The 24,566-nt window shown below is 63.3% G+C and carries 20 protein-coding genes; 16 read left to right on the top strand and 4 right to left on the bottom strand.

Translation table 11 applies throughout. The features are described from left to right. Positions 1-20: 20 nt before the first annotated feature. On the bottom strand, positions 21-1,040 hold the full coding sequence (locus EQV97_RS21440) for an alpha/beta hydrolase (protein ID WP_225568728.1): 1,020 nt from the start codon (positions 1,038-1,040) through the stop codon (positions 21-23). Between the two features lie 202 nt (positions 1,041-1,242). On the opposite strand from EQV97_RS21440, the gene EQV97_RS21435 reads away from it, so the two are divergent. After that, on the top strand, positions 1,243-2,139 hold the full coding sequence (locus tag EQV97_RS21435; protein WP_240889776.1) for a LysR family transcriptional regulator: 897 nt from the start codon (positions 1,243-1,245) through the stop codon (positions 2,137-2,139). 145 nt (positions 2,140-2,284) lie between these two features. On the opposite strand, the gene EQV97_RS21430 is transcribed toward EQV97_RS21435, so the two are convergent. Genes EQV97_RS21430 through gspG form a run of 3 tightly spaced genes read right to left on the bottom strand, consistent with a single transcriptional unit; the run spans position 2,285 to position 4,506 of the window. Then, the gene (locus EQV97_RS21430; RefSeq protein ID WP_240889774.1) at positions 2,285-2,827 is read right to left on the bottom strand and encodes a hypothetical protein; all 543 of its coding nucleotides are present in this window, start codon (positions 2,825-2,827) and stop codon (positions 2,285-2,287) included. A 27-nt stretch (positions 2,828-2,854) separates the two neighbouring features. Then, positions 2,855-4,042 carry a type II secretion system F family protein gene (locus EQV97_RS21425; RefSeq protein WP_225568726.1) on the bottom strand — a complete coding sequence of 396 codons (1,188 nt, stop codon included), beginning with the start codon at positions 4,040-4,042 and terminating at the stop codon, positions 2,855-2,857. 14 nt (positions 4,043-4,056) lie between these two features. Next, positions 4,057-4,506 carry a type II secretion system major pseudopilin GspG gene (gspG, locus tag EQV97_RS21420; protein WP_122838638.1) on the bottom strand — a complete coding sequence of 150 codons (450 nt, stop codon included), beginning with the start codon at positions 4,504-4,506 and terminating at the stop codon, positions 4,057-4,059. Between the two features lie 195 nt (positions 4,507-4,701). Between gspG and EQV97_RS21415 the strand changes: the two genes are divergently transcribed. From EQV97_RS21415 to EQV97_RS21345, 15 genes are all read left to right on the top strand, one after another. Continuing rightward, positions 4,702-5,310 (top strand): lytic transglycosylase domain-containing protein, encoded by a 609-nt coding sequence (locus EQV97_RS21415; protein WP_225568825.1) that lies wholly within the window; start codon positions 4,702-4,704, stop codon positions 5,308-5,310. A 203-nt stretch (positions 5,311-5,513) separates the two neighbouring features. Next, the gene (gene mnxG / locus EQV97_RS21410; protein ID WP_122838447.1) at positions 5,514-11,348 is read left to right on the top strand and encodes a manganese-oxidizing multicopper oxidase MnxG; all 5,835 of its coding nucleotides are present in this window, start codon (positions 5,514-5,516) and stop codon (positions 11,346-11,348) included. 131 nt (positions 11,349-11,479) lie between these two features. Then, positions 11,480-13,510 carry a YncE family protein gene (locus EQV97_RS21405; protein ID WP_240889772.1) on the top strand — a complete coding sequence of 677 codons (2,031 nt, stop codon included), beginning with the start codon at positions 11,480-11,482 and terminating at the stop codon, positions 13,508-13,510. A gap of 13 nt (positions 13,511-13,523) precedes the next feature. Then, positions 13,524-14,180, top strand: a complete 657-nt coding sequence (locus EQV97_RS21400; RefSeq protein ID WP_122838640.1) for an SCO family protein — start codon at positions 13,524-13,526, stop codon at positions 14,178-14,180. After that, positions 14,177-14,806, top strand: coding sequence for an SCO family protein (locus EQV97_RS21395; RefSeq protein ID WP_122838448.1), 630 nt, complete (start codon positions 14,177-14,179; stop codon positions 14,804-14,806). Before EQV97_RS21400 ends, EQV97_RS21395 begins: the two co-directional genes overlap by 4 nt. Before the next feature lie 9 nt (positions 14,807-14,815). Beyond that, complete coding sequence (locus tag EQV97_RS21390; RefSeq protein WP_240889771.1) at positions 14,816-16,366, top strand: ABC transporter substrate-binding protein; 1,551 nt, start codon at positions 14,816-14,818, stop codon at positions 16,364-16,366. A gap of 13 nt (positions 16,367-16,379) precedes the next feature. After that, a complete protein-coding gene (locus EQV97_RS21385; RefSeq protein WP_240889769.1) occupies positions 16,380-17,333 on the top strand; it encodes a peptidylprolyl isomerase in 954 nt (317 codons plus the stop codon). 232 nt (positions 17,334-17,565) lie between these two features. Beyond that, positions 17,566-18,084: a response regulator gene (locus EQV97_RS21380; RefSeq protein WP_240889767.1), complete on the top strand. Its 519-nt coding sequence runs from the start codon at positions 17,566-17,568 to the stop codon at positions 18,082-18,084. Positions 18,085-18,167: 83 nt separating this feature from the next. Next, positions 18,168-19,874: a GspE/PulE family protein gene (locus EQV97_RS21375; RefSeq protein ID WP_045058822.1), complete on the top strand. Its 1,707-nt coding sequence runs from the start codon at positions 18,168-18,170 to the stop codon at positions 19,872-19,874. Continuing rightward, positions 19,855-20,658, top strand: a complete 804-nt coding sequence (locus EQV97_RS21370; RefSeq protein ID WP_225568722.1) for a hypothetical protein — start codon at positions 19,855-19,857, stop codon at positions 20,656-20,658. Before EQV97_RS21375 ends, EQV97_RS21370 begins: the two co-directional genes overlap by 20 nt. A gap of 1 nt (position 20,659) precedes the next feature. Beyond that, on the top strand, positions 20,660-21,205 hold the full coding sequence (locus EQV97_RS21365) for a PilN domain-containing protein (protein WP_122838453.1): 546 nt from the start codon (positions 20,660-20,662) through the stop codon (positions 21,203-21,205). Beyond that, the gene (locus tag EQV97_RS21360) at positions 21,192-21,740 is read left to right on the top strand and encodes a GspMb/PilO family protein (RefSeq protein ID WP_045058819.1); all 549 of its coding nucleotides are present in this window, start codon (positions 21,192-21,194) and stop codon (positions 21,738-21,740) included. The genes EQV97_RS21365 and EQV97_RS21360 overlap by 14 nt, the downstream gene beginning before the upstream one ends. Beyond that, positions 21,740-22,258 carry a hypothetical protein gene (locus EQV97_RS21355; protein WP_240889765.1) on the top strand — a complete coding sequence of 173 codons (519 nt, stop codon included), beginning with the start codon at positions 21,740-21,742 and terminating at the stop codon, positions 22,256-22,258. The genes EQV97_RS21360 and EQV97_RS21355 overlap by 1 nt, the downstream gene beginning before the upstream one ends. After that, positions 22,255-24,087 (top strand): secretin N-terminal domain-containing protein, encoded by a 1,833-nt coding sequence (locus tag EQV97_RS21350; RefSeq protein WP_122838455.1) that lies wholly within the window; start codon positions 22,255-22,257, stop codon positions 24,085-24,087. The genes EQV97_RS21355 and EQV97_RS21350 overlap by 4 nt, the downstream gene beginning before the upstream one ends. A 2-nt stretch (positions 24,088-24,089) precedes the next feature. Next, a complete protein-coding gene (locus EQV97_RS21345; protein ID WP_240889763.1) occupies positions 24,090-24,563 on the top strand; it encodes a type II secretion system protein in 474 nt (157 codons plus the stop codon). Positions 24,564-24,566: the final 3 nt, after the last annotated feature.

Here is a 24,566-nt window from a genome sequence, read left to right as displayed (position 1 = left end):
AAAACGCAGAAGGTACATCCTCAATTCAGATGAGTCTTCAATTCCAGCGCCGCCTGCCGCACCGCCGCTTGCACCTCCGGGATCTGGCTCAGCGGGTTCAACAACCCGAAGTCATGAATCATCCCGTTGTACCGCACCGCCGTGACCGGCACCCCGGCCGCGTCCAGGTGACGGGCGTAGGCTTCACCTTCATCGCGCAGCACGTCGAACTCGGCGGTCTGTACCAGCGCGGCCGGCAAACCCTTGAGCTGTTCGGCGCTGGCCTGCAATGGCGAGGCGTGGATCTGCGCGCGCTCAGCGGGGTTGGTGGTGTAGCTGTCCCAGAACCAGTTCATCATGCCCTTGGTCAGGAAGTGGCCCTCGGCAAATTGCTGGTACGAGCCGCTGTCGAAAGCGGCGTTGGTCACTGGCCACATCAGCAGCTGGAAGCGCAGGGCCGGTGCTTTCTGTTCTTTTGCCATCAAGGCCACGACCGCCGCCATGTTGCCGCCGACGCTGTTGCCAGCCACGGCGAGGCGTTTGCCGTCGACGCCGATGTCCTTGCCGTGCTCGGCGACCCAGCGGGTGGCAGCGTAGGCCTGGTTGATCGCGGTCGGGTAGTGCGCTTCCGGGGACGGCGTGTAGTCGACATAGACCGCAACGGCACCGGAGCCCACCACGAGATCGCGGATCAGTCGCTGGTGAGTTGGATAATCCCCCAAAACCCAACCGCCACCGTGGAAGAACATGAACACCGGCAACTCACCTTTAAGCTTTTCCGGACGGACGATTTTCAGGTTGATGGTCTGCCCGTCGACCTTGATCGCCCGGTCGCTGACGGCGATACCCGACACATCGACCTTCACCGAATTCTGTGCGCCGCTCAGAACTGCCCGGGCATCCTTGGGGCTCAACTGTTCGAGCGGCTTGCCGCCACCTGCCGCGAGGGCTTCGAGAAAGGCCTGGGTGTTGTGTTCAACGCCCGGGCTGCCCGCAGCGAAGGCATTACCGACGGCGAGGGCGAGGAGGGAAGCGGTCAGGGATTGGGTGACGATGTTCATGAAGTAATTCCTTTTCGTTGGGAGGTACGGTCCGTAGGAGCTGCCGAAGGCTGCGATCTTTTGATCCTGGTTTTCACGACCCAGAATCTAAAGATCGCAGCCTCCGGCAGCGCCTGCATGTCCGGGGTGAGCACAGATTAATAGGATGTAAAAAAGGGAAAAAGCAGCTATAAAGTGTTTGACTGTCAACCAGGAAGTGACAATGAACCCTTTCGAAGATATGCGCATTTTCTGCCAGGTCATGGACTCCGGCAGCTTCACGGCTGCAGCCGATCAATTGGGCTTGTCCAAGCAGTTCGTCAGCCGCCGGTTGATGCAGCTGGAAGAGCGCCTGGGCGTACGGTTGCTCAACCGTTCCACCCGGCGCCTGGATGTCACGCCCCTGGGGCAGAGTTACTACGAGTCGGCCCTGCGCCTGTTGGGTGAGGTCGAGCAGGTGGAGCAGGGCATTGCCGGCCAGACCACGGAGCCACGGGGCACTATCCGCGTGAGTGCGCCCTTGTCTTTTGCACTGGCGCACCTGGGGTGTTTGCTGCCGCTGTTCCTGCAGCGCTACCGCGAGGTCACGGTCGAGGTGGACCTGAGTGACCGGCCCGTGGACCTGCTCGGTGAGGGCTACGACCTGGCGCTGCGCATCGGGACACTGGAAGACTCGACGCTGATTGCCCGGCGTATCGCCTCGATCCGGCGCGTATATTGCGCCAGCCCGGCGTACCTTGAGGAGCGCGGCACGCCGCTCAGGCCGGAGGAGTTGCACGCCCATGATTGCCTGCCTTACGGCCACGGTCGCCAGGTGCAATGGCGCTTCGAGGGGCCGGGCAAGCCGTTGTCGGTGAATGTCACCGGGCGCATGCGGGTCAATAACGGGGAGTTGCTCAGGGATGCGGCGATTGCCGGGATGGGGATCACCTATCTGCCGACGTTTATCGTCGGTGCGGCGTTGCGGGACGGCAGGCTGGTGCCGGTGCTGGATGAATTCCGTCCCGAGCCTTTGACGTTGTCGGCGGTGTATCCGCAGCATCGCCAGGGGTCGAGGCCGGTGCAGGCGTTGATCGAGTTTTTGCGCGAGCGATTGGATAGCGCCGAGGAGGTTGTCTAGAGGGGTGCGTTGATCTTGTTTTCCTGTAGGGCAAACAAGATCAACGGATTGCGGGATCGTTTCGGGAGGACGCGGTCATTCAGGTTTCCCGCGTCATCGTTGACGACCATCGCGAGCAGGCTCGCTCCCACAGGGGGGGTGGGTGTCAGGATCGTTTGTCGTCGCCTGGCTCGCCGCCGACGTGCACGCCATGGTCGTCACCGACTTCGCCGGCGCGGTGCGCGCCATGGTCGTCGCCTACTTCGCCGGCGCGGTGTACGCCGTGGTCGTCACCTGGCTCGTCATGGGTGCCACTGCGTCCGGACGAGGATGACGCGGAATTGCCGGAATGGCCCGAACCATGGTCGCTGCCGCTGTGGCCGCTGCCACTGTTTCCGCCGCTGCCGCTGCCGCCATGACTGCCGCCGTTGCCGCCGCCATTGCCGCCACTGCTGCCGCCGCCGTGACCACCACCATTACCACCGCCACTGCCGCCGCCACCACCATTACCGCCACCGCCACCGCCACCGCCACCGCCACCGCCACCGCCACCACCACCACTGCCCCCGCCGCCACCACTTCCTCCGCCACCACCACCATCCTTAGCCTGAGCGCTGGACATCCCGGACAATCCATCGGGAACCAGTACAGTAGATGCCGACAGAACTGCGCCAATAGCCACTGCGAGCAAAAGCTTCTTCATGTGCATATCGATCTCCGTCTTGTTGTGGATGTATCAGTGAATACTCGAGGCCAGTTCGAAGATAGGGATGTACATCAGGATCACGATCACCCCGATCAACAGGCCAATGAACGTCATGAGCAGCGGTTCGAACAGCCGTACAAACCATTCGATCCAGCGGCTGATCTCTTCGTCATAAAAGTCGGCGCTGCGTTCCATCATCTGTCCGAGGTTGCCGGACTGTTCGCCTGCACGCAGCAAGCGCAGGGACACGGGTGTCACCAGGTGATTGAGTTCCAGTGCAGCGGACAGTGATTGACCTTCGCGAACCCGTTCGCAGGCCTGGTCCAGGCGCACGCGGGAGGGCACGGTGAGCAGGCCGCGGACCATGCCCATGGCGGTGACCAGCGGGATACCGCCCTGCAGCAGAATGCCCAGGGAGCGGTAGAAGCGCGCGAGCTCGTACATGAAAATCCGTTGATGCACCGCTGGCAGCCGTTCGATCACCCGATCAACGCCACGACGAAAGGCCGGCTGGCGCTGGAGAAAGGCGAGGGCGACGACGATGGCCACCAGGGCGCCGAAAAATTCACCCTGATGCGCATGCAGGAACATCCCGCAACTCATCAGCACCTGGGACAACCACGGCAGGTTCGACCCCAGCCCCTCGAACACCAGGCTGAAACGCGGTACCACGTAGCCCATCAGGAACAACACCACGCCACCTCCTACCACCAGCAACAGCATCGGGTAGATCGAAGCGCTGACGATCTTCTGGCGAACTTCGTCCATGCGCTGGCGATAGCTGACATACCGACCCAGCGCATCACCCACGGCGCCGGTCTTCTCGCTGGACTGTACCAAGGCGACGTAGAGAGGCGGGAAAACCCCTGACAACTGGCCCAATGCCTGGGAGAAGGATTTGCCCTCGTACAGCAAGCGCACCAGCTCGCTCAAGGTTTTGCGGGCCTGGGGCGCGTTTTCTTTTTCCGCCAGGCTCTCCAGTGCATCGATCAGCGGCAGGCCGGCATTGAGCAGCGTGGTCAGTTCCTGGCTGAACAACACCAGGTTGAAGGTTTCGCGTTTGTGCAGGCGCAGCGCTTGCCAGCGCCGGTCGGCCTGCAGGCTGACGACGCGCAAGCCCTGGTCCTCGACCATGCGCCGCGCCTCGCTGTCGCCCTGGGCCTCGACGGTCACTGACACGACGCCGGCCTTGCCCACTGCCTTGAGATGAAACCGCATGGTCGCCACTCCCGTCATTGCCAACTGGTGACTTCGGCGTTTTCGCCTTCGCCGCCGGGTTGGCCGTCCTTGCCCATGGACAGCAGGTCGTACTCGCCGTTTTCCCCGGGGTAGCGGTAGTTGTAATTACGTCCCCACGGATCCTGGGGCAGTTTTTTCTGCAGGTAGGGGCCGGTCCAGCGGGTTTCATCGCTGGGCGCGGTGACCAGCGCCTGCAAGCCTTGTTCGGTCGAGGGGTAATGCCCGACCTCCAGGCGGTACAAGTCCAGCGCCTTGCCCAGGCCTTCGATCTGCGCCTTGGCCACTTTCACTTCCGAGCGGCCGAGCTGGGCAAAGTACTTCGGCGCGACGATGCCGGCCAACAGGCCTAGCACCACCAGCACCACCAGCAATTCGAGCAGGGTGAACCCGCGCTGAGCTCGCGGGGTATAGCTACGCGCAATACAGCACTGACGCTGATTCATGATGACCTCACACATAGACGGAAGGGTCGCGCGAAAGCCTTATGCAATTGCCATGCACAGGCTCGGTCATTGCCCTGCAACCCCCGCATTACGGGGCTTTGCAGTTACGGCACGGTGCTTGCGTACGGCTGGTTCACGACTTGTCATTGGGGCATTACCCCCATTTTTCGGGGCAGGTCAGGGGAGGTACCAATGATCAAGTCATTCACTGCGGGACTGCTGGGCGGGCTGTTGCTGGCCGGGTTTGCGCACGCCGATGTGTTCATTTCCGTCGACGCCAAGGGCAGCTACGTCCTGTCCAATGTCCACCGTCCCGGCCGCCACTATGAACGGGTGATTCGTGAGGCTGAGGTGGCGCAGGTCAGCCTTGACCAGCAGCCGCAGATGATTGCCGCGCGGCCCTACGCCGAGTTGGTGTCGGCAGCGGCCACGGCCAACCAGTTACCGGCGGCGCTGTTGCATGCGGTGATCCAGGCCGAGTCCAGCTACAACTCCGGCGCCACCTCACCCAAAGGCGCGGGGGGGTTGATGCAGTTGATGCCCGACACCGCCCGGGAGCTGGGGGTCAAGGATGTCTACGACCCCAAGGCGAACATTCAGGGCGGGGCCAAATACCTCAAGCGCCTGATGACCCTGTTTGACAACGACATCGCCCTCGCCGTGGCGGCCTACAACGCCGGGCCACAGGCGGTGATCAGCCGTGGCGGAGTGATTCCGCCATTCGCCGAAACCCAGCGCTATGTGCCCAGCGTCCTGCGCCAATACCGGCGTCTGCAGGGCCTGGCCGTGGATGCTCCGCTGTGATTGGGGGATTCCCCAATTGTGGGGAAAACCGACAGGTATCGGTTACCCCGCAAACCGGGGAATGGGTGGGGGATTTCCCCCGACTTATCAAATCGTCCGTATAACCTTCTGAAAAATAACAAAAAGTTTTATGGCATGGCGATTGCTGAAGTGATTTTTGACGAGACGTATTCCCAATGAGCACCCCACCGAGGTCCGTGATCATGACCGGCAAACCCAACGCTCATCACCTGCTTAATCTGCTGCTGTTTCTGGTGCCGATGTTCGGCCTGGAAACGGCCCAGGCCGCGTTGCGCTGCGAGCGCAATCTGGTGGCAAACGTCGTGGCGCTGGACCAGCCGCTGATGTTCAACCGACTCGGCGCACAGAACGTCAACGGCATGATGTTCGCCCTGCGTCGCGATGTGGTCGACGATCACAACAGGTCACTGGCCCAGGGTGGCACAGCGGTGCCGGGCAAGGTCTCGCTGCGGCCCGACAAGCGTCCGCGGCCCCTGGTGCTGCGCGTGGCAGCCGGTGATTGCCTGACCATCAACCTGCAGAACCTGCTGGCTTATCAAGCCAACCCCGGCAGTCATGACGGCGGGGAGGAAGAAGAAGGGGAAATCGAAGGCGAAGTTGAAATCGGTGCAGTCGATGACTTCAAGGTCGACGAGCAGGTCACGGACCGCCATGTCGGCTTCCAGGTCAACGGCATGCAGGCGGTTAACAGCATCGACGACATTTCCTCCTATACCGGCCGCAATGCCAACACCCTGGTCGCCCCCGGCGCAAGCCGCTCCTATACCTTGTATGCCGAACGCGAAGGCGCTTTCGCCGCCAGCAGCCGTGGCGCCACCTTCGGTGGTGAAGGCGCTGCCGGTAACGTCGCCAATGGCCTGTTCGGCGAAGTGGTGGTAGTGCCCAAGGGCGGCCGCACCTATCGCAACACCGTGACTGAAGAAGAGATGCGCCTGGCCAGCACCGGGCGCACACCGACCGGACAACCGATCGTTGATTACCAGGCACGCTACCCGCAGCGCGAGCCGTGGATCCGTGAAGGCAAGGCCGGCACGCCGATTATCAATATGGTCGACGGCAACGAAATCATCTCCAGCGAGAGTGACGCGATCGTCATGGGCAGCAACGCCGACGGCAGCTTCCCGCCTTCGACCTACCCCCTGGAAGCCATTGGCAAACGCAACCCGGCGCTGCCCAACCGGCTGGAACCGTTCCGCGATTTCGCCTCGCAGTTCCAGGATGAAACCGCGGCCACCCAGGCATTCCCCGCCTACTGGGCAGACCCGGTGATGGCCCACGTGCTGGAACCGACCCGCGATTCGTTCATGATCAACTATGGCTCCGGCGGCATGGGTGCCGAAGTGGTCGCCAACCGCCTCGGCGTCGGGCCGATGCACGATTGTCTGTCCTGCGCCTACGAAGAGTTCTTCCTCAGCTCGCACACCGTTGGCGACGTGGCGATGCTGGTGGATGTGCCGGCCAACGCTGGCCTGGAAAACATTCGTCCCGGGGAAACCCCGCGCGCCGACCAGATTGGGGTCAAGGCCACCATGGCGCTGTACCCGTCTGAGCCGTCCAACGTCAACCACAGCTACATTGGCGACTTCGTGAAATTCCGCAACACCCACAACGGTCACGAGCAGCACATTTTCCACCTGCACGGGCACCAGTGGCTGTTCAACCCCAATGACGACAACTCCGACTACGTGGATGCCCAGGGCATTGGCCCGGGCGCCGGCTACACCTATGAAATCGCCAACGGTGGTTCGGGCAACCGCAACCGCGTGGCCGGCGATGCGATCTATCACTGCCACTTCTACCCGCACTTCGCCCAGGGCATGTGGGCCATGTGGCGGGTGCATGACGTGTTTGAAGAAGGCACCAAACTCGAAGTCTCGCAACAAGGCGACGACGGTTACCACAGCGAGCCCTATGCCCTGCGTAGCGGTAAACCCGCGGCGGGTGCCCGTGCCCTGCCTGATGGCGAGATCATCGCCGGTACCCCGATTCCAGCGGTAGTGCCACTGCCCGGCAAGGCTATGGCGCCGATGCCGGGCAAGGTCGCGGTCGTGCCTAAAATCGGTGAAACCCTGGTGGCCGGTCACGACGATGACGATGACGAAGACGACGATGATGACCACCAAGGTGGCACCGGTGGTGCCCAGGCCATCGGTTCGCTGGCCCTGGTGGATCGCAGCGAAGCCAACCGCAATGCCGATGGCAGCCTGAAAAACCCTGGCTATCCATTCTGGATCGGCGGCATGGAAACATCGGTCGGCCAACGCCCACCGACCCCGCCCCTGGACATGCTCGATGCAGCCAAGGCCCAGGCCTTGAAAACCAGCGGCAACGCCCTGTGGGCCAACCTCGATCCGGCGCAATCCGGCGGCTGGGATGGCGGCCTGGGCCGGCACTCGCTGGACGGCTTCTCTGCGGGCGGTGAAGCGAACACCATTACCACCTCGCTGGATTTCTCCAAGGAAGTGACCCGCGCCAAACCCATCTACATGCCGGAAGAGGGCACTGAGGTGGAACAGGCAGCGATGGCCTTCCATGCCAAGAAAGACCACCCAAGCTACGCGTTGCTCCCCGGCAACCAGATCGTGGCACGGGCCTTCCGCACCAATGGCGCCTTGCCCATTGCCGGCGCGCCTTATTACGAACCCTGCATGGATGACCGGCAGAAACGCCTGACCAGCAGCGCCGGTACTGGCGAGTTTGCCAGCGGCGAGCGTATCGACGGCATGTCCTACACCGGTTCATCGACCTTCACCGCCGACCGTCCAAGGGTCTACAAAGCCGCGAACATCCAGTTCGATGCGGTGTACAACAAGGTCGGTTACCACTTCCCGCAAGCGCGCATTCTGGCCCTGTGGGAAGACGCCTGGCCGGTGATCACCAAGCAGCGCCCACCAGAACCGCTGGTAATGCGCATGAACACGTTCGACTGCGTGCAGTACCAACAAACCAACCTGGTGCCGGCCACCTATGAGATGGACGATTATCAGGTGCGCACCCCAACCGACGTGATCGGCCAGCATATCCACCTGCCGAAATGGGACCTGACGGCGGCCGACGGCTCGGCCAACGGCTGGAACTACGAAGATGGCGTGCTCTCCCCTGGCGCCGTGCAGGAGCGTATTCACGCCATTCGCGAGTTCAACCAGTGCCTGGGCGCCGATCCGCGTGACGGCACGCCGGCCTGCCCGAAAGCCAAGAACCATCCGTTCTTTGGTCAATACGGTCGGGCGGACTGGGTCGGGGCACGGACTGCAATGCAGCGCTGGTTCGTCGATCCGGTGGTCAATACCAAAGGCGTCGACCGTGGCCTGGGGACCATCTTCACCCACGACCATCTCGGCCCATCGACTCACCAACAGATTGGCCTGTACGCCACCGTGCTGGCTGAACCTGCCGGCTCCACCTGGTTCCACGCCGAGACCGGCGAGCAGCTGTACAGCGGCGCGCGGCAAGACGGCGGACCGACTTCGTGGCAAGCGGTGGTGTCCACCGGTGACCTGGACGGCGACGGCAAGAACGACAGCTTCCGCGAGTTCTTCCTTGAGTACAGCGACTTCCAGCACGCCTATGAAGCCGGTGTGTACGTGGGCGCGGGCCCCAATGGCGTGCCCAACCCGACGGCGTTCCCGGCCACTGCGGACAGCTTCCGCTACGCCATCAACCCGCCTGTGCGCAACAACGCCAGCAACCTGCTGGATGGCATCATCGAAGTGCAGGGCGGCATGGTCCCAGGCTGCCCGACCCGGCCGTGCCCGCAGGCTATCTCGGTGGATGACCCTGGCATGTTCGTCGTCAACTATCGCAACGAGCCATTGGCGTTGCGGGTGTATGACCCGAACAAACTCGGCCCTGACGGCAAGCGCGGCATGCAGGCGGACGGCCTGGGGGGCGACCTCGCGTACGCCATGCAAAGCCGTACCGACCGTGCCATCGCTGCGATGAACCTGGCGCCCAACCTGGTCACCTCGGCGACCGGCCCAACCGGCGGCACCACGCTGTTCCCACCGCACATCAACCGTGGCGGCGCCGAACCTGGCGACCCGTTCACCCCGATGCTGCGCACCTATACCGGTGACAACGTACGGCTGCGCCTGCATGCCGGCGGCCATGAGGAGGAGCACAACGTGACCCTGCACGGGGTGAAATGGCTGCAGAGCGGTTCCGGCTTCGGCATGAGCTCCAACTCCGGCTGGCGCGCCTCGCAAATGGTCGGCATCTCCGAGCAGATGGGTTTCAACGCACCGGTCTCGATGCTCTCCAGTTCGGCGGCGACCACGGGTGACTACCTGTACTCCATGGATGCCTCCATCGAGGGTTACTGGAACGGTATCTGGGGTGTGATGCGCAACTACACGGCCCAGCGCAGCGACCTGTTCGCGCTGCCGAACAACCCTAAACCGGCGGGCATGCGCAACACCGTGGCGTACGAGGGTTCGTGCCCACGGATCAGCGCCAACCCTAGTGGCATCGGCACCCGGCCGACCGTGCAACGCAACTATGAAGTGGTCGCGGCGCTGGCCAATGACATCCTGCGCAACCCGTTGAACCTGACCATCGGCGATCCTGCCGGTCTCGGCCAGCACGTCGGCGGCCCGTTGAATCCGGCGGGCGGCACCCTGGTGTTCAACTCGCGGACGGTCAACATCCCGCAGGTCACGGTGACCGATCCTGAAGATGGCGAAACCATCACCATCGGTGGGCAAAGCGGGCCGCTGCATGACCCGACCGCCATCCTGTACGTGCGCAAGTCCGACCTCGACCCGAACACCGGCAAGCTCAAACCCGGCGTACCGGTAGAGCCGCTGGTATTGCGTGCGGCGGCGGGTGACTGCATCAACGTCACCCTGGAAAACCGCCTGCCGCTGGTCATGCCCGACCTGACCCAGACTGCTGCGGTGCAAGGCCTGGTCAAGCGTGATCGCAACAGTGGCCAGGGCTCGACCATCTTCAGCAACAATCTGATCCGGCCGTCCAGCCATGTGGGCCTGCATGCCCAGCTGCTGGCGTACGACATCACCAAGTCCGACGGCGTCAACGTCGGCGCCAACCCGATCCAGACCGTGCCACCACGGGTCGGCAATACCGGCGCCTACCCGACTCGTACCTACCAGTACTACGCCGGGCACCTGGAGCGTGAGGGCAAGCCGGTGACACAACTGGGCCGCAGTGTCGACAACATCAACGCTACGGCGGTGGAGTTCGGCGGCCTGAACATCACCCCGGCGGACGTGATCAAGCAAGGGCAGAAAGGCCTGGGTGGGGCAATGTCCATCCTGCCGATCGGCGCGACCTGGGTCGAAGACGCCCGCAAGACCAACGCCACGGTCACGGCGCCAGGGCAGGCGGTATACCGCGACTTCGCGATGGTCTGGCAGAAAGCCTTGAACATGCGCTGGGCCAACGGCCGGCCGGTGGAAGGCATTGCGGCCGAAGGGTTCGGGGTGCCGAACGATCCGCAGGACAACTCGAGCATGGCCATCAACTACAAGGCCGAGCCGCTGTGGTTCCGCTTCGGACTGGCGCCGGATGCACCCTTCGGTCACGCCGGTGGTGCCGGCTACGGTGACGTACCTAACGCGCACATGGCCTATAGCAATGCGCTGATCGGCGGCGATCCACAGACACCAGTGCTCTATGCAAAACCGGGGCAACCGTTCCGTACGCACATCCTGTTGCCGACCGGTGGCAGCCGTGGCACGACCTTCCAGCTGGACGGCCACGTGTGGTCTGTCAACCCGTTCCAGTCGGAGAAGAGCGACACCGGTGGCTACCCGATGGGCACCCCGGGCGTGGGTTCGGTGCGGTTCGGCTACAACCCGATGTCGATGTACATCGGCGCCCGGGAAAGCATCCTGCCGGCCGCGCACTTCAGCTTCATGCACCCAAGTGCCGGGGGCAGCAATGCGATACCGGGTGACTACCTGTACCGCGACTACGGCGCCTACGGCAATACCTCCGGCTTGTGGGGATTGCTGCGGGTGACCAACGAAGCGGAACCGGCGCCGCCAGCCCAGTAGGAGCGAGCTTGCTCGCGATGGAGTCATGGGCCACACCCTCAACACCAGGGTGGGCCCACAGGGCAAAAGCACCGAGCAGAAGCAAGAGCGACAGTGCACAGGCAGGCACAGATCTGTAAGGGGAGAGGGGAATGAACAGGAACATCAAGGTCATCGCAGGTGCGTTGGTTGTCGGGGTGGCGCTGATCTGGCTGGGGGTGTGGAAGACCATGCCGCCAGACACGCTCAGCCAGATCGCACTGCCAAATACCTGGTCTGCCAACGCCAGTTCGCCCGCCAAGGCGGCTCAGCCCGCCAGCCAGAATCCGGTCGCGGCGAGCACTGCTGACGACGGCCAGCAGATCCTCGAACGTGACGGCGTGTCGGTGGCAATGCAGGTTCGCCCCTTGGCCGCAGACGGTGTGCTGCGCGAAGGTGAATTTGCCGACGTGCGATTCCGGATCACCGACAGCGCTTCCGGCCAACCCCTGGCCGGCGTGGCACCGGGGGCCTGGCTCGACCCGGAAACCGTGGCGGCGGACCAGGCCCAGGGCCGTGAACGCAGCTGCAAGTCCCGGGTCGGGGTGTTCCTAAAATCGAGCATCGGCGCACGGCCCTTGCTTGACCTCAACAGCTACTTCCTGCTGGTGATGAACCGCGATGCCAGCGTCATGGTGGTCGATCCCTCGGTCTCGGTGGGAGGCATCACCAGCACCATGGCGCGCATCGACATCAAGCAACCCCCGATGGACTGGGTCACCCCGAAGGACAACAAACGAGTGTTCGTCTCGATGCCCACGGCCGGCGAAGTCGCCGTGATCGACAGCGAGCAATTTAAGGTGATCGACTCGGTTGCCGCCGGCAGCAACCCGGTGCGCGTGGCGCTGCAGCCCGACGAACGCCTGCTGTGGGTTGGCAACAACGCCAAGAGCCCCGAGGCGTCCGGCGTGACGGTGATCGACGCACGCAGCCTCAAGCCGCTCAAGCACCTGGCCACCGGCGCCGGGCACCACGAAATCGCCTTCAGCAAGGACAGCCGCCAGGCTTTCGTCAGCAACCGCGATGACGGCACCGTGAGCATCATCGATATCGCCACCCTGACCCTCAGCAAGCAGCTCAAGACCGGTTCGCACCCGTTGTCCGTGGCCTACTCGCCGTTGTCCCAGGCGGTGTATGTCGCCGACGGCAAGGACGGCACTGTCACGGTCATCGACAGCGCCAGCCTGGCCGTGCGCCGGGTGATCCAGCTCAAGCAGGGCCTGGGCCCGATGGGGTTCAGCAGCGATGGACGCTTCGCCATCGTACTCAATACCCTGGAGAACCAGGCCTCGGTGATCGACGCCGCGACCAACTCGCTGATCCATGACCTGGACGTTTCCGCCGAACCGTTCCAGGTGGTGTTCACCAAGGCCTACGCCTACATTCGCGGCCTGGCCTCGGCCAAGGTCACCATGATCAACCTGGCTTCCCTGGGCGAGGGTCGCAAGCCGATCACCCAGGGTTTCGAAGCCGGCCCCCAGGCTCCGCGCCTGGCGGGGGACCTGCCACTGGCGTCGAGCCTGGCGGTGTCGCGCGATGACAACGCAGTGTTCGTGGTCAACCCGGTGGACAACACCACCTATTTCTACGCCGAAGGCATGAACGCGCCGATGTCCGGCTACCCCAATCGCGGGCAAGTGGCGCGGGCTGCGCTGGTGATCAATCGCAGCCTGCGCGAGGACGAGCCCGGGCTTTACAGCGCGCGCATCAAACTGCCGGTGGCCGGGCGTTTCGACGTGGCCTTCCTGCTCAACCAGCCGAACATCATTCACTGCTTCACCGCGCAGGTGGAACCCAACGACAAGGTTGCCCTGCACGCGGGCGTGCCCAAAGTGGAATTCATGCTCGATAAATCCACTGCCGACCTGGGCGCTCCCTACGTCGTGCGCTTTCGCATCGTCCAGGGCAAGCAGAAAGTCGAGCGCAGCGGGGTCAAGGACGTGAGGGTGCGCTACTTCCGCGCGCCGTCATCGAAGACCCAGACCGTAGCGGCGCTGGAAGTGGGCAACGGCGTGTACGAAGCACCGGTGACCCTCGACCAGAGCGGCGCCTGGTACCTGCACGTGCGTGCGGCGTCCCTTGGCGCGAGTTTCGACGACAAGACCTTTGCCAGCGTCCGGGTGGTCCCGGGCGCTGCACACTGAAGAGGATATGAACATGAATCGATTCGCACCCTGCGCAATGCTGACGCTGTGCCTGCTTGCTGCCGGCATCAGCCAGGCCATGGCCCATTCGGCGGATGAACATGCCGGCCATGACATGCCCGCCAAAAGTGCTACCTCCGAAAGCGCCCAGGTGAAGTTCGCCGACGTTGCTCTGGTGGACCAGACGGGCAAAGCAGTGCGCCTGGAACAAGACCTGGTGAGCAACAAGATCGTGGTCATGAGTTTCATCTACACCAGCTGCACCACGGTCTGCCCGGTGGTGTCCTCGATCATGGGCAAGGTACAGAAGCAACTCGGCGCGCGGGTCGGCACCGAGGTGCAGCTGGTGTCGATCAGCATCGACCCGCAACGCGACGATGCCAAGCGGCTGAATGAATACGCCCGCTCGTTCCAGAACGGCCCCGGCTGGAGCTGGCTCACCGGCTCTACCCAGTCGGTCGCTGAAACCCTCAAGGGCCTGGGCACGTTCAACGGCGACTTGAAAAGCCATGCGCCGCTGATTCTGGTGGGCGATGGCAACAGCCGGCACTGGACCCGCTACTACGGTTTCACCGACCCGGCCGTGCTCACCCGCGAAGTGGAAAAACTCAGCGGCGAACGCAATGCCCACGCCAAACACACCGCCATTGCCATGGAGCAGCACCCATGAGGACTTTCGACCGTATCGCCTTGAGCCTGTGCCTGGGCCTCTTCAGCTCGCTGGCGCTTGCCCATGAGGGCCACCAGGAACCCGCACCTGCCACGCCCGCCACGCCCGCCGCGCAACCGGCCAGCGGCACGCGCGACGCCAAAACCTGGTTCACCGACACCCCGTTGCAGGACCAGAATGGCCAGACCCTGCGGTTCTACAGCGACGCGCTGCAAAACCGGGTGGTGCTGCTCAACGTGATTTTCACCAGTTGCAATGATGCCTGTCCGCTGATCACCCAAAAACTCAAGGAAGTTCGCGAAGTCCTGGGCGACAAGGCCGAGGGCATCACCTTTATCTCCCTTACCAGTGATCCGCTGCGGGACACCCCGGCGGTACTCAAGGCTTACACCTTGAAACAAGGGGTAGAAGACCCCCACTGGCTTTTTCTAACGGGCGACAAGGCCCAGATGGACCTGGTACTGGGGCGCATCGGCCAGATCGTGCCGACCCCGGAACAGCACTCCACGCAACTGATCGTCGGTGACGTGGCCAACAAGCGCTGGAGCAAGATTCGTCCCGATGCCCCGGCCGCCGCCATTGCCCAGCGCTTGCAGTTGCTGACAATGCCCCTGGTCGGCCGTTGAGCGCGCGCCATGAAAACCTCCCTCGTCCTCGGCCTGCTGCTCCTGTGCGGTCTGCACCTCGGCGCCCAGGCGCTGCCGCTGACCCCCAGCGAAAGCGCCGGTAAACGGCTGTATCGCGAGGGGCTGTCGGCCAGTGGCGAGCCCATCATGGCGCGGGTCGGTGCGGCGGGCATGCTACTGCCCGCCACCAGCCTGCCTTGCGCCAATTGCCATGGCGCCGACGGCGTGGGACGACCCGAAGGCGGGGTGCGACCGCCGGATTTGAGTTGGCCGCGGCTCAGCAGCACCTATGGCCAGCAACAGGTCAACGGCCGCGACTACCCGGCCTATACCGACGCCAGCCTGGCCAAAGCCATTCAGGAAGGCCGCGATCCCGGCGACAATCGACTCGACCCGGCGATGCCCAGGTTTGTCCTGTCGATGAACGATCAGCGCAACCTCACCGCCTATCTCAAGCGCGTGGCCGAAGACGGCGACCCTGGCCTCGACCCGGCCACCGTGCACCTGGGTACGCTGTTGCCAGCTTCCGGGCCGTTGGGCGAGGAGGGGGCCACGGTGGCGGCGGTGCTCAAGGGCAGCGTGGCGCGTATCAACGAAGCCGGTGGTATCCACGGCCGGCAGCTGCGCCTGACCATTCTCGACCCGGGGCCGGACCGCGCCAGTGCCGCGCAGGCGCTGGACCGCCTGATTGACCAGGAACAGGTATTCGCCCTGATCGCGCCCCTGGTGCCGGCACTGGACGCAGACCTGGCCACTCGTCTGGAACGCGCCGGCGTGCCGCTGATCGGTCCCTTGTCTCTGCTGGGAACAGCCCAGGCCAGCCGGCAGATTTTCGAGCCCTTGCCGGGCTTGCGCGAGCAACTGATCGCCTTGGCCGACTACGCCACCGAACAGCTCAAAGTGCTGCAGGGGCCCACGCTGATCACCTACCCGGACGAAGCCGGCCAGCGCCTGGCGGCCCAGAACCTGAGCCGGTATCTGCAGGATCACGCCTGGCAGAAAGTACGCCTGCAAGCCTACGACCCGGCCAGCGAAGAAGTGCCGCTAGGCTCGCGTTCGGTGTTTTACCTGGGCAGCGGGGCCGGTTTCAGTCGCCTGGCCGAGCGCCTGCAAGTGGCCGGGCAGGTGCCGTATCTGTTTGCCACCTCGAATCAGGTGGCGGGGGACCTGCTGCAGGTGCCCAGTGGTTTTTCTCGGCGAGTGTTCCTGGCGTATCCGTTTGTGCCCAGTGACTGGACCGTTGCTGGCCGCCTGGCCCTGACGCAGGTGCGCGCCAACCAGGGCCTGGGCGGCCAGCACGCGGTGCTGCAAGTGGGCGCCTACAGCTCGATGCTGCTGCTCAGCGAGGGCCTGAAACAGGCCGGGCGCGACACCAGCCGCGAGAAGCTGGTCGACGCTCTCGAAGGCCTGCACGACTTCGATACCGGGCTGACGCCCTTGATCAGCTTTGGCCCTGGCCGCCGCCTGGGCCTGAGCGGCGCCCATGTGGTGACCGTGGATCTGCCTGACCAGCGTTTCTACCTGGTAGCGCCCTATAGACCGATAGCAGCGATGCCCTGAACGGAGGCTCATCATGAAACTCAACACCTGGTTGCTCCTGCTGACCCTGTCGGTGCCGGTGAGTTACGCCAGCACCGGCCCGATCGCGGCGCGGGTCAATGGCGAGGAAATATCCGAATTTCGCCTGGAACGCTATTTCGCCGAGTTCCTCGAGGACCAGGGCCGGGCTTTGAGCAGCATTCGCAATCCCAAGGCCTACAAGCAACTGCGGCAAAAGGCCCTGGACGCCTTGATCGACAAGGAATTGCTGTGGCAAGAAGCCGTCAGGCGCGGCGTGGTGATCAGCGACGCACAGGTGCAGGGCCAGGTCGACCAGGCTCGCCAGGCCATCGGCGGCCCTGAGGTGTTCGCCCGGCGCCTGAACGATGCCGGTTTTGACGAAGCCAGCTTCATCGAGTACACCCGGCGTGACATGGCGGCGCAGCAGGTGTTTGCCGAACTGACCAAAGTGGCCGCGCCCGACGAAAAAGCGGTGCGGGCCTTCTACGAGGAACACCGCAGCGAAATGGGCCGGCCCGAGGAAGTACAGGCGCGGCATATCCTGGTGAAGGTCCCTGAAGGCGCAGATACCGCGACAATTGAAGCAGCGCGTCTACGCTTGGTAGACATGCGGTTGCAAATCGTTAACGGTGCCGAATTTGCCAGTATTGCCAAAAGTGCTTCAGAGGATGCTTCCGCCAGCAGCGGCGGGGACCTGGGATATTTCCCCAAGGGCCGCATGTTCCCTGAATTCGAAGCGACAGCCTTTGCCATGGCCCCGGGTGACCTCAGCGAGCCGGTACGCACTCCGGTGGGCTGGCACCTCATTTATTTACAGAACCGTAGCGAGCCCGCCGATGTCTCAGAAGAACAGGGACTGGAAATGGTCAGGGCTTACCTTGCTCGACAGCAACAGGTTGCCATTCGTGGCGAAGTGCTTGCGCAGTTGCGGTCGAGCAATCGAATTGAACGGATTGACGACGATTGAAGTTTGTTCCCCAATAGTGGGGAAAAGCTTCAGGGTGAATCCGTGCACTTGCCCCGGCTTTGGGGGGCACTTGGCGGTGGTGTGCTCGGGCGAAAAAGGTTTTTCATGAATATCAACTACATGCAGTGGTGAAAACTTCCGCGCCGAGTCTGGCATGAAGTGTGCGTTAGCCTGATTGAGGCGGCACTCTGCCAGGTTCGAGATTCGGACCTGCGGTTACAAGGAGTCCACCTTGTTAAACAAAGTACTGGTTGTTGAAGACGAACAGCTCCTTGCACATAACCTCCAGGATTACCTGCAGGCGCAAGGGCTGGAAGTCCGGATAGCACACGAAGGTGCCAAAGCCATCGGCGAAGCCGCTGATTTTGCCCCCGATGTGATGGTGTTCGATTACCGCTTGCCCGATATGGAAGGTTTTGACGTTCTCGAACAAGTCCGCCAGAACAGGAATTGTCATTGTGTACTGATTACAGGGCACCCAACCGCTGAAGTCTGTGAGCGGGCCCGGCAACTTGGAGTCAGTCACATCCTGTTCAAGCCGTTTCCTTTGGCGGAGCTGGCCCGGGCCGTTTGTGACCTTCTGGGGATGGAGCGCCGAACGAACACTGCTACAGGATTCGTCGAACGACGCCAGAGCAGGACCGAAAGTTTCCCGCTGCAGTTGTACGACGGAAGCTGGGTGCTGGTGGATCGCCGAAGAAACTCGAACTCCATGGCACCAGACGACGAACAATTGCTCACCGGGGAGTAATGACGCGACAAGTCGTTCCGGACCCCCCGTAACTGCTCGCCGCGTCGACAGGGCTCAAAGCCCCCGGCGTTGGAGAGCATGCCATGGACCGTCTATCCCTAGCCGTAGAACCGGCGCTGTTGGACACCGTACCGTCGCGTTTTTCCAGTGAACAACTGGCCCAGGCCCGCTCCCGCGCGGCCACTTCCGGCGAACGGGTGCTGGAAGCACTTGGGGTGTTGTGTGAACTGGCCCCCATGCCCTTCATCGAATGCCTGGGCACTACCCTGCATTACCCGGTGCTCGACACCGACACGCTGTTCAAGGCCACCCCGGTATTCGACCGGGTCACCCTGGCCCAATGCCTCAAGCGCGAATTTATCCTGCTGCGTCACGAAGAGACGGTCATTGGCGTGTTCGCCGACCCCTTCGACAGCGCGCGCCTGGCCTGGATCGACGACTGCCTGCACGGCGCGCCGTTGTACCTGGTGCACGCCGACGATCTCAAGGCCTACCTGGCCCGCCACGAGGAAAGCTTTCACGCGGTTGAATCGCTCAATGCCCAGGCCGACTCAGGGGTGGAAATCGACAAGCTGCAAAGCCTGTCCCTGACCAGCATCAGCGAGGACGCCAGTGTCGTGGTCAAGCTGGTCAACTCGACCCTCTACGACGCGCTGAAGATGCACGCCAGCGACATCCACCTGGGCACCACCGGCAGCGGCCTGGTGATCAAGTACCGCATCGACGGCGTGCTCAACAATATCAGCAAGATCCAGGGCACCGAGTTCGCCGAGCAGGTGCTCTCGCGGGTCAAGGTCATGGCCGAACTGGACATCGGCGAAAAACGCGTGCCCCAGGATGGCCGTTTCAAGATCGGTATCAGCGGGCGGCAGATCGACTTCCGTGTGTCCATCATGCCCAGCATCTTTGGCGAGGACGCGGTGCTGCGGGTACTGGACAAACAGGACCTGGCCGACAAGGTCAGTGGCGTGCAGTTGCAGGCCCTGGGCTTTGAAGACGAAACCCTGCGCCAACTGCGCCGCCTGGCGTCCGAACCCTACGGCATGGTGCTGGTGACCGGCCCGACTGGCAGCGGCAAGACCACCACGCTCTACGCCATGATCACCGAGATCAACCACGGCGTGGACAAGATCATCACCATCGAAGACCCGGTGGAATATCAACTGCCGGGTGTGCTGCAGATTCCTGTGAACGAGAAGAAGGGCCTGACCTTCGCCCGGGGGCTGCGCTCGATCCTGCGCCACGACCCGGACAAGATCATGGTCGGCGAAATCCGTGATCCGGACACCGCGCAGATTGCCGTGCAATCGGCACTCACCGGGCACCTGGTGTTCACCACCATCCACGCCAACAACGTGTTCGACGTGATTGGCCGTTTCACCCAGATGGAAATCGACCCCTACAGCCTGGTTTCGGCGCTCAACGCGGTGCTGGCGCAACGGCTGATCCGCCTGGTCTGCGCCAGCTGCAGCGCGCCGCATTTCCCAACTGATGACGAGTTGCACCTCTCGGGGCTCGACCCGCAACAGGTGACCGATTTCCACTTCGTGCACGGCAAGGGCTGCGGCCACTGCCGGGGCACCGGGTATCGCGGGCGTACCGCGATCGCCGAGCTGCTGCACCTGGACGACGAGCTGCGGCAGATGATCGTCGAGCGCCAGCCGATTTCGAAAATCAAGGCCCATGCCTGCAAACGTGGCTTGCGCTTGCTGCGCGAGTCGGCCCTGGAACTGGTGCAGGAAGGGCGGACCACGCTCGAGGAGATCAATCGTGTCACTTTTGTCTCGTGATCGTTTTGTCGCCGTACTCGGCGCCAGTGGCGTTGGCCTGGGCCGGCGCCAGGGCAGCGACACCCTGTGGCTGGGCAGCGTCGGTTTCATCGACGAAGGCTTCCATGCCTGGGCCGTCGCCCTGGAAACCCTCGACCGCCTGCTGGGCGAACATGCCGCTGCCGGTGCGCAGTTGAGCGTGGTCGTGTCGGGGCACTTCAGCCGCTTCTGCCTGGTGCCGTGGAGCGATCAGATCAACAGCCCCGAGGAACTGCGTGGCTTCGCCCAACTGTGCTTCGAAGACCTTTACGGTGTGCCGACGCAGCCCTGGAACCTGGTGTTGTCGGCCGAGCCTGCGGGTTACGACCGCATCGCTGCCGCGCTGCCGCAGGACCTGCTTGAGCGCCTGCGGACGCTGGCCAGCGCCCGGGGCCTGAAGCTGCGCTCGGTGCAGCCCTACCTGATGGCCGCTTTCAATCACTTCGATTCGAGCTTCGACGCCGGCGATTTTCTCTTCGTGGTCGCCGAGCCGGTGCGCAGCGTGTTGCTGGTGGCGCGGGAAGGGCGTTGGGCTTCGGTGCGTTCGGTGGGCAGCAGTGACAGCGATGCCGCACTGGCGGCGCTGATCGGTCGTGAAAGCCAGCTGCAAGCCTCCACCAGCGACCGCCCGCTGAATGTTTACCTGCATGCGCCGGCACGCATCGATTCGCACCCCGAGGTGCCGGGTGTTCACCTGCGCACCCTTGAAGAGGACCGGACAGCCGTACGCGACAGCCTGTACGTCATGTCCCGGGCGGTGGCCTGACATGCGCGCCCTGATGCTCGACTTCCAGCCGCGTCGCCGTTCCGGTCCCTTGGGCTGGAGCCTGCTGGCCGCCGGCGTGGTGCTGGCGCTGACTTGCTTGGCGCTCGGCCAGCACGTCAGCGACCAATCCAGCCAGCAGCAAGGTCACCTGCAAACGGCTCAGCGGGTACTGACCGGCGACACCGGTACCAAGCTCAGCCTGACCCCGGCGCAAATCCGCGAACAGGCGCAAAACCTGGCCGAAATGCGCAAGGTCTCGCAGCAGTTGCGCCGCCCCTGGGAGCACCTGTTCGCCACCCTGGAAAGTATGCCCCGGGACAACATTGCCCTGCTGACCCTGACCCCCGACGCTCGCAAGGGCCAGGTGCGCATCAGCGCTGAAGCGCGGGACCTGGAAGCGATGCTCGACTTCCACCGGCGCCTCGAAGCCAGCGACGAGCTGTCCGATGTGTCGCTGCTGAGCCACGAAATCGTCGCCAACGTGCCGGAGCATCCGGTGCAATTCAACCTGTCGGCTACCTGGGAGATCGGCGATGCAAATCCCTAGATTGATCGTCCACGAATACCTGCAAGGCCTCGGTGTGCCCGGGCTTGCCGGTATTGCCCTGGTGCTGCTGGCGCTGGTGTATGGCCTGGCAGGTTTGCTGCCGGACTGGCAGTCGCTGCAACAGCTCAGCCAGCAGACCCGGGAAGCCGGCGAATACCTGGCCAAGGTTGAAGAGGGCAGCGTGGCTGCGCCAGTGGTGCCGCAGCGCCAGCTCGATGACTTCCGCAGCAAGTTGCCGTCACAGCCCCAGGCAACGGTTGCCATCGACAAGATCTACGCCCTGGCCGCCCAGGAACGTATCACCCTGGCCCGCGGTGAATACTCCCTGGGCATCGATCCCAAGACCCACCTGGCGCGTTATCAGATCCTCCTGCCGGTGCGCGGCAGCTATCCGCAACTGCGGCGCTTCCTGCACGCCTTGCTCGGCCAGCTGCCGGCCGTGGTGGTAGAGGACGTGGAGTTCCAGCGCAAGAAGATCGCCGACACCGACCTCACCGGGCGGATCCGCATGACCCTTTACCTGTCGAGGTCGTGATGAAAAGCCAACGCGTAGTGGGCTGGCTGGCATTCCTCGGGGTTGCCGCAGCGCTCACCTGGGGGAGCGAGTTCTTCCAGTCGACAGAGGAGGGCGATGACACCGTCGCTGTCGTAGGCAGCCCGGCCAAAGCCAGGGTTAGCGGCGCCTTGCCGGCTGCACCCGCTGCTGGCAAACCCGCGCAGATCAAGGACCTGAGCCCGGCCGGCGATCTGTTCGCCGCCCGCAGCTGGAAAGCGGCGCCGACCCTCGCCGTCGTCACCGAACAACCCGTCAACGTCACCCCGGTGGTGCAAGCCCCTAGCGCACCGCCCATGCCTTTCCAGTTCGTGGGCAGGCTGGATGACCGTACCGATCTGCAGGTATTTCTGCAGAACGGCGAAAAAATATACGTCGTGCGCAAAGGGGACGTGATCGACGAAACGTGGCGGATCGAGGGCATTTCCGATGTGGAACTGAGCTTCGTTTACCTGCCTTTGCATTTGTCTCAGACGCTGTCTGTGGGGAGCACGCAATGAACCGATCCCGTTTGCTGATAAGCCTTGTCTGCCTGTGTGCAGGATTGGCCGCGTGCAGTTCCGCGCAGGTAGCCAAGCAGGAGGCGTCCGACCTCATTGAGTCGGGACAGTACGAAGCCGGCCTGGCCCGAATCGAGGAAGGCCTGCGCGAAAATCCTCGTGATACCGAGCTGCACCTGGCCTTGAACAGCAGCCGCGCCCGGGCGGTGACGGCGCTGCTGACCCAGGCCGACATGGACCGCGCCCAGCGTGATTTTGCCTCCGCCCGCATGGGCTATGGCCGGGTACTGACCATCGAGCCGAACAACCGGCGCGCCCAGGAATCCCTGAGCCAGCTTGAACACATGCGCAGCCAGGATGAAAAACTCGAGCTGGCCCGGGGCGACCTGCGCCGTGGCGACATCTACGCCGCCGACCGCCAGGTCAAGCAGATACTCGAGCTGGACCCGAAAAACGAAGGCGCCCTGGAGCTGCAAAGCAGCATCCGCCTGGTGCAGAGCCGTAACGTCGTGCAGTACCCGCAGCTGCGCACTCGCCTCGATCGGCCGGTGACCCTGGAGTTTCGCGATGCCAACCTCAAGACCATCTTCGAAGTGCTGTCCCAGGTCGCCGGGCTGAATTTCATTTTCGACAAGGACCTGCGCCCGGACATGAAAGCCACCATCTTCGTGCGTGACGTGCGCATCGAAGACGCCGTGGCACTGCTGCTGCAACAGAACCAGCTGCACCAGAAAGTGGTGAACGAAAACACCCTGCTGATCTACCCCGACTCGCCGCAGAAGCTCAAGGACTATCAAGAGCTGGTGATGCGCACTTTCTACCTGACCAGCATCGATGCCAACACCGCGCTGAATATGATCAAGACCATGCTCAAGACCCGCGATGTATTTGTCGACGAACGCCTCAACACCCTGACCATGCGCGACAGCGAAGACGCGATTCGCATGGCGGAAAAACTCCTGCAATCGCAAGACCAGTCCAACCCCGAAGTGGTGCTGGAAGTGGAAGTCATGGAGGTCGCTCGCCAGCGCATCCTCGATCTCGGCCTGCAGTGGCCCAATACCTTTGGCGTGCTCACCAGTGACGGCCAGGCGGTGTCGGTGCTCGACCAGCTCAGGGGTATCAACTCCAGCCGGATCTCGATTTCGCCTTCGCCCCAAGCCAAGATCAACGCCCAGGACAAGGACATCAATACCCTGGCCAGCCCGGTGATTCGGGTCAGCAACCGCGAGCAGGCACGCATCCACATTGGCCAGCGCGTGCCGATCATCAGCGCCACTTCGGTCCCTTCGACCCAGGGCCCGGTGATCACCGAAAGCGTGACCTACCTGGATGTCGGTCTCAAGCTCGAAGTCCAGCCCATCGTGCACCTGAACAACGAGGTGGCGATCAAAATCGCCCTGGAGGTCAGCAACGCGACCCCGCTGGAACCGACCCGCCAGGGCACCATCCCGGTTCAGGTTGACACCCGTAATGCCCAGACCACCTTGCGCCTGCACGACGGCGAAACGCAGATCCTCGCCGGGCTGGTGCGCAATGACCATGGCAGCAACGGCAACAAAATCCCCGGCCTTGGCGATATTCCAGGCCTGGGCCGGCTGTTCGGCAGCAACCGCGACGACGTCAGCAAATCGGAACTGGTGCTGTCCATCACCCCGCGCATCGTGCGCAACCTGCCATACCAGAGCCCCTCGGACATGGAGTTCCCTACCGGCACCGAAACCAGCATGCACATCCAGGCCCCGGACCGCTCGATGGACACCGCGATCCGCACCGAAACCATAGGCACGCCGGTGGTCGCCACCCGTGTCGTCGTCGAGAAGCCTTGATCATGAACGCCTCGCAACGCGGTTTTACCCTGATCGAAGTCGTGGTGACGCTGGCCCTGATCGGCCTGCTGGCCGGCATGGCCGCGCCGCTGACCGAGACCGTGGTGCGCCGGGGCAAAGAGCAGGACCTGCGCACCGCGCTGTACCAGATTCGCGATGCCATCGATGCCTACAAGCGCGCATTCGATGCCGGCTACATCGAGAAGTCGCTGAACAGCAGCGGCTACCCACCGAACCTGCAAGTGCTGGTGGACGGTGTGCGCGATGTGCGCAGTGCCAAGGGTGCCAAGTTCTACTTTTTACGGCGCATTCCCCACGATCCGCTGGCGTCGGTCAAGCGTGACGACGAAGGCGGTTGGGGTTTGCGCACCTATGAGAGTTCGGCCCAGAACCCGCGTGAGGGGGAGGACGTCTTTGACGTCTATTCCCAGGCTCGCGGCAAGGGGCTCAACGGCGTCGCCTATAGGGAGTGGTGAAAT

Origin of the sequence: Pseudomonas sp. TMW22090, from assembly GCF_022496665.1 — a bacterium.
GTDB classification, from domain to species: Bacteria; Pseudomonadota; Gammaproteobacteria; order Pseudomonadales; family Pseudomonadaceae; genus Aquipseudomonas; species Aquipseudomonas gregormendelii.
The sequence above is the reverse complement of the archived record's forward strand: the minus strand, read 5'-3'. Positions and strand labels throughout refer to the sequence as shown.

Excerpts from the sequence above, each read along its gene's own strand:
- EQV97_RS21440 (WP_225568728.1), bottom strand. The coding sequence starts at position 1,040 with ATGAACATCGTCACCCAATCCCTGACCGCTTCCCTCCTCGCCCTCGCC.
- gspG (WP_122838638.1), bottom strand. The coding sequence starts at position 4,506 with ATGAATCAGCGTCAGTGCTGTATTGCGCGTAGCTATACCCCGCGAGCT.
- EQV97_RS21360 (WP_045058819.1), top strand. The coding sequence starts at position 21,192 with ATGCAAATCCCTAGATTGATCGTCCACGAATACCTGCAAGGCCTCGGT.
- EQV97_RS21435 (WP_240889776.1), top strand. The coding sequence starts at position 1,243 with ATGAACCCTTTCGAAGATATGCGCATTTTCTGCCAGGTCATGGACTCC.
- EQV97_RS21390 (WP_240889771.1), top strand. The coding sequence starts at position 14,816 with ATGAAAACCTCCCTCGTCCTCGGCCTGCTGCTCCTGTGCGGTCTGCAC.
- EQV97_RS21350 (WP_122838455.1), top strand. The coding sequence starts at position 22,255 with ATGAACCGATCCCGTTTGCTGATAAGCCTTGTCTGCCTGTGTGCAGGA.
- EQV97_RS21400 (WP_122838640.1), top strand. The coding sequence starts at position 13,524 with ATGAATCGATTCGCACCCTGCGCAATGCTGACGCTGTGCCTGCTTGCT.
- EQV97_RS21355 (WP_240889765.1), top strand. The coding sequence starts at position 21,740 with ATGAAAAGCCAACGCGTAGTGGGCTGGCTGGCATTCCTCGGGGTTGCC.
- EQV97_RS21365 (WP_122838453.1), top strand. The coding sequence starts at position 20,660 with ATGCGCGCCCTGATGCTCGACTTCCAGCCGCGTCGCCGTTCCGGTCCC.
- EQV97_RS21395 (WP_122838448.1), top strand. The coding sequence starts at position 14,177 with ATGAGGACTTTCGACCGTATCGCCTTGAGCCTGTGCCTGGGCCTCTTC.
- EQV97_RS21430 (WP_240889774.1), bottom strand. The coding sequence starts at position 2,827 with ATGCACATGAAGAAGCTTTTGCTCGCAGTGGCTATTGGCGCAGTTCTG.
- mnxG (WP_122838447.1), top strand. The coding sequence starts at position 5,514 with ATGACCGGCAAACCCAACGCTCATCACCTGCTTAATCTGCTGCTGTTT.
- EQV97_RS21425 (WP_225568726.1), bottom strand. The coding sequence starts at position 4,042 with ATGCGGTTTCATCTCAAGGCAGTGGGCAAGGCCGGCGTCGTGTCAGTG.
- EQV97_RS21385 (WP_240889769.1), top strand. The coding sequence starts at position 16,380 with ATGAAACTCAACACCTGGTTGCTCCTGCTGACCCTGTCGGTGCCGGTG.
- EQV97_RS21375 (WP_045058822.1), top strand. The coding sequence starts at position 18,168 with ATGGACCGTCTATCCCTAGCCGTAGAACCGGCGCTGTTGGACACCGTA.
- EQV97_RS21405 (WP_240889772.1), top strand. The coding sequence starts at position 11,480 with ATGAACAGGAACATCAAGGTCATCGCAGGTGCGTTGGTTGTCGGGGTG.
- EQV97_RS21345 (WP_240889763.1), top strand. The coding sequence starts at position 24,090 with ATGAACGCCTCGCAACGCGGTTTTACCCTGATCGAAGTCGTGGTGACG.